The sequence below is a fragment of the Flavobacterium sp. genome (assembly GCF_043720215.1).
Classification (GTDB): domain Bacteria; phylum Bacteroidota; class Bacteroidia; order Flavobacteriales; family Flavobacteriaceae; genus Flavobacterium.
In genome coordinates this window covers 1-3338 of the sequence record NZ_JAYSSZ010000188.1, presented here as the reverse complement: position 1 = coordinate 3338, position 3338 = coordinate 1, and the positions used below count along the sequence as shown (strand labels likewise).

The 3338-nt window shown below is 33.4% G+C and carries 3 protein-coding genes and 1 pseudogene; 1 reads left to right on the top strand and 3 read right to left on the bottom strand.

Annotation, left to right across the window (positions count from 1 at the left end):
• The 3 genes from ACHZC3_RS08715 to ACHZC3_RS08705 all read right to left on the bottom strand — a co-directional run.
• The coding region (locus ACHZC3_RS08715; RefSeq protein ID WP_394759485.1) for a FeoB small GTPase domain-containing protein at positions 1 to 205 on the bottom strand (205 nt) is incomplete at its 3' end.
• Positions 205 to 447 (bottom strand): ferrous iron transport protein A, encoded by a 243-nt coding sequence (locus tag ACHZC3_RS08710; protein ID WP_394759484.1) that lies wholly within the window; start codon positions 445 to 447, stop codon positions 205 to 207. The genes ACHZC3_RS08710 and ACHZC3_RS08715, both read right to left, overlap by 1 nt.
• 95 nt (positions 448 to 542) lie before the next feature.
• Entirely contained in the window at positions 543 to 1211 is a 669-nt protein-coding gene (locus tag ACHZC3_RS08705; RefSeq protein WP_394759483.1) for an SCO family protein, read from the bottom strand.
• 41 nt (positions 1212 to 1252) lie between these two features.
• Between ACHZC3_RS08705 and ACHZC3_RS08700 the strand changes: the two are divergent.
• Positions 1253 to 3338: pseudogene (locus tag ACHZC3_RS08700) on the top strand (glycosyl hydrolase); the annotation flags it as partial.

Below are 3338 nucleotides of genomic sequence, written 5' to 3'. Positions count from 1 at the left end.
TTGCATTTAAGCTGTAAGTTCCCGGTAAATCGAGAATTGTTGCCTTGAGATTGGAAGATAATTTGCAAACACCTTGCTTTTTTTCTACCGTGATTCCTGGATAATTTCCTACTTGTTGATTAAGGCCCGTAAGTTGATTAAATACAGAAGTTTTTCCAACATTCGGATTTCCAATTAAAGCAATATTAATATTACCTACTTTCATTATAGTTGGTTTTCTCTACAAATTTCTACCTCTATAATAGAAGCTGTTTCTAATCGAATGGCAACATGACTATCGTTAATATTCAAATATAAAGGATCACCAAAAGGTGCAATTTGAATTATTTCGACCGTATTTCCAGGCAAACACCCCATTTCTAATAATTTTAGAGGAATATTGTTAATGTCAAAATCTTTGATGATTGCTTTTTGACCAATGGCGAGATTTGAAATGGTTAAGTTCAAGTTTATTTAGATTGAATTAAGATTACAAAAATAACAATAATAATGCTACTATATATGATAAAAATCATCTTTGTAATGTTTTGGATTAAATAGACCTATTTTTGATTTTCAAGAAGCCAGTTAATGTCTGTCAAAAGTTTTTTGACTTCTTCTCTTTTTGTGCCATCATAAAAACCACGTACTCTTTTTTTGTCATCAACTAAAACAAAGTTTTCTGTGTGTACCATATCGTATAACTCAGATGGTTTTCCAGTTTTTACAGCTAAATAAGATTTTCTAGCAATATAATAAATATCTTTTTTGTTACCTGTTACGAGATTCCATTTGGCATCTATAACACCTTTTCTTTTTGCATAAGCTTTTAGTATCGAAACACTGTCTATATCTGGTGTTACTGAATGAGATAATAACATAACTTTTGGGTTGTCTTTTATTTGATCTTGCAACCAAACCATATTATCTGTCATCATTGGGCAAATCGTACCACAAGTAGTAAAAAAGAAATCGGCAACATAAATTTTACCTTCATACTCTTTTTGGGTAATCATTTTCCCATTTTGATTGGTAAATGCAAAATCAGCAATAATATGTTTATTAGCAACATATTGAATTGTCGAATCGACCAACTCAGGATTTACCATCGATGGTGTAAAAACAGGAAGTGTTTTACGATTTAATACATTGTAAAATAACCAGATTATTATAACAGATAAAACCGAAAGAACGATGAATAATGTTTTGAATCTTCTTAAAAATTTAAGCATCTTTATTTTTTTACAAAAATAACAAAAGCAATACGATTTAAATGGATAACAATTCAAAAAGCGATGTTAAAATAGATAAAAAATGGAAAAAACTTATTACTTTTGAACAAACGCTATATAAAATGAAAAAAACCTATCTATTTCTTACATTACTCTTTACTATTATAGGAAATGCGCAGTTTAATTCGAGTGCTCCTTGGATTCAAAACAATAACACACAAAAACAACAAGATGCCACTTTTGATGAGTTAGTAAACTCATTTGAAACATACTGGAAAAATCGCGATTACAGGAAGAAAGCGAGTGGTTATAAACCATTTAAAAGGTGGGAGAATCATTGGGGAAATCTTGTAAATGATCAAGGTAAAATAATAACACCTCAGGAATTATGGCAAATTTGGGAGCAAAAAAAACAAGCTAAAATAAGTAGAAATTCAAATAGAGTTTTGGCATTACCTCCAAGTAATTGGACACCAATAGGGCCTTTTACTCACACAAATACAGGTTCGTGGTCTTCAGGTCAAGGACGAGTAAATTTTGTTTATGTAGATCCTACAACGTCAAGTACAATTTATGTTGGTTCGCCAGCTGGAGGAATTTGGAAATCTGCTGATAACGGAAGTACGTGGACACCACTTTCTGATAATTTGCCACAAATTGGAGTTTCTGGAATTGTAGTAGATCACACAAATTCTAATGTAATTTATATAGCAACAGGAGACAAAGACGCTTCTGATACATACTCTATTGGGGTTTTGAAATCTATCGATGGAGGAGCTACTTGGAATACAACTGGATTAACTTTTACAGGAACAACATCAACAGCTGGAGACATAATAATGCACCCAACAAACAACCAAATCTTGTGGTGTGCTACAAGTGCAGGGGTCTATAAAACGTTAAATGGCGGAACTACATGGGCAATAACTCAAGCTGGAGATTTTGCGCAAGGTTCAATTCGTTTGAAACCAGGAGATCCCACAACGGTCTATGCAGTAAATAATAATAGGTTTTATCGATCAACTAATACGGGAGACACTTTTACTGCTATAACTACAGGTTTACCATTAACTTCGGGTAGATTAATATTAGATGTTACTCCAGCAAATGCAAATTATATTTATATTTTGAGTGCAACAACTGGAAATGCTTTTCAAGGGATTTATAGATCCGTAAATAGCGGGACAAACTGGACTAAAACCTCTGGCACAACGGATATTTTTGAAGGAACTCAGTCTTGGTATGATTTAGCTTTAGCAGTTTCGACTACTAATGCAGATGAAATTTTTACTGGCTGTTTGAATGTTTGGAAATCAACAAACGGCGGTGTATCCGTAACGAAAGTAAACAACTGGAATGCTCCATCAGCAGCTCCCTATACACATGCAGATATCCATTTTTTACGCTATTATGATAATAAATTATTTTGTGGAAGTGATGGAGGAATTTACATGTCTTCTAACAATGGAATAGCATTTACAAGTTTAACAGCTGGAATTCAAACAAGTCAGTTTTATAAAATTGCAGTTTCAAAACAAACAGCTAGTAAAATGGTTGGAGGATTACAGGATAACGGAGGTCACGCCTACAGCAATAGTGCTTGGAAAAATTATTATGGTGCCGATGGAATGGACACCGCAGTAGACCCAAATAATAGCAATAAATTTTATGGCTTTATCCAACAAGGAGGTAGTTTGTACATTAGTAGCGATGCTGGAAACAGCTTAGGATCATCTGTTGATTCGCCTGCAGGGGAAACAGGAAACTGGGTAACACCATTAACAGTAAACAACGCAGGAGATTTATTTTCAGGGTTTAGTAAACTTTTTATATTAACAGGATCTGCTTGGGTACAACAAAACACTACAGACTTAGGCACTGGAAATATTCAACAAATAGCGGTTGATCCAAGTAATGACAATAATATGTTTATTTCTAAAGGGGCCACTCTATATAAGAGTATAGATAAAGGGATTACTTTTACAAACGTTTTTACAGCATCAGCAACGATTACTTCTATTTGTGTAAATTATTCTAATAGTAATATTGTTTATTTAACAACTTCAGGTACGGGAGGACAAGCATTGAAATCTACTACTGGCGGAACAACATTTGCTTCATTTTCTA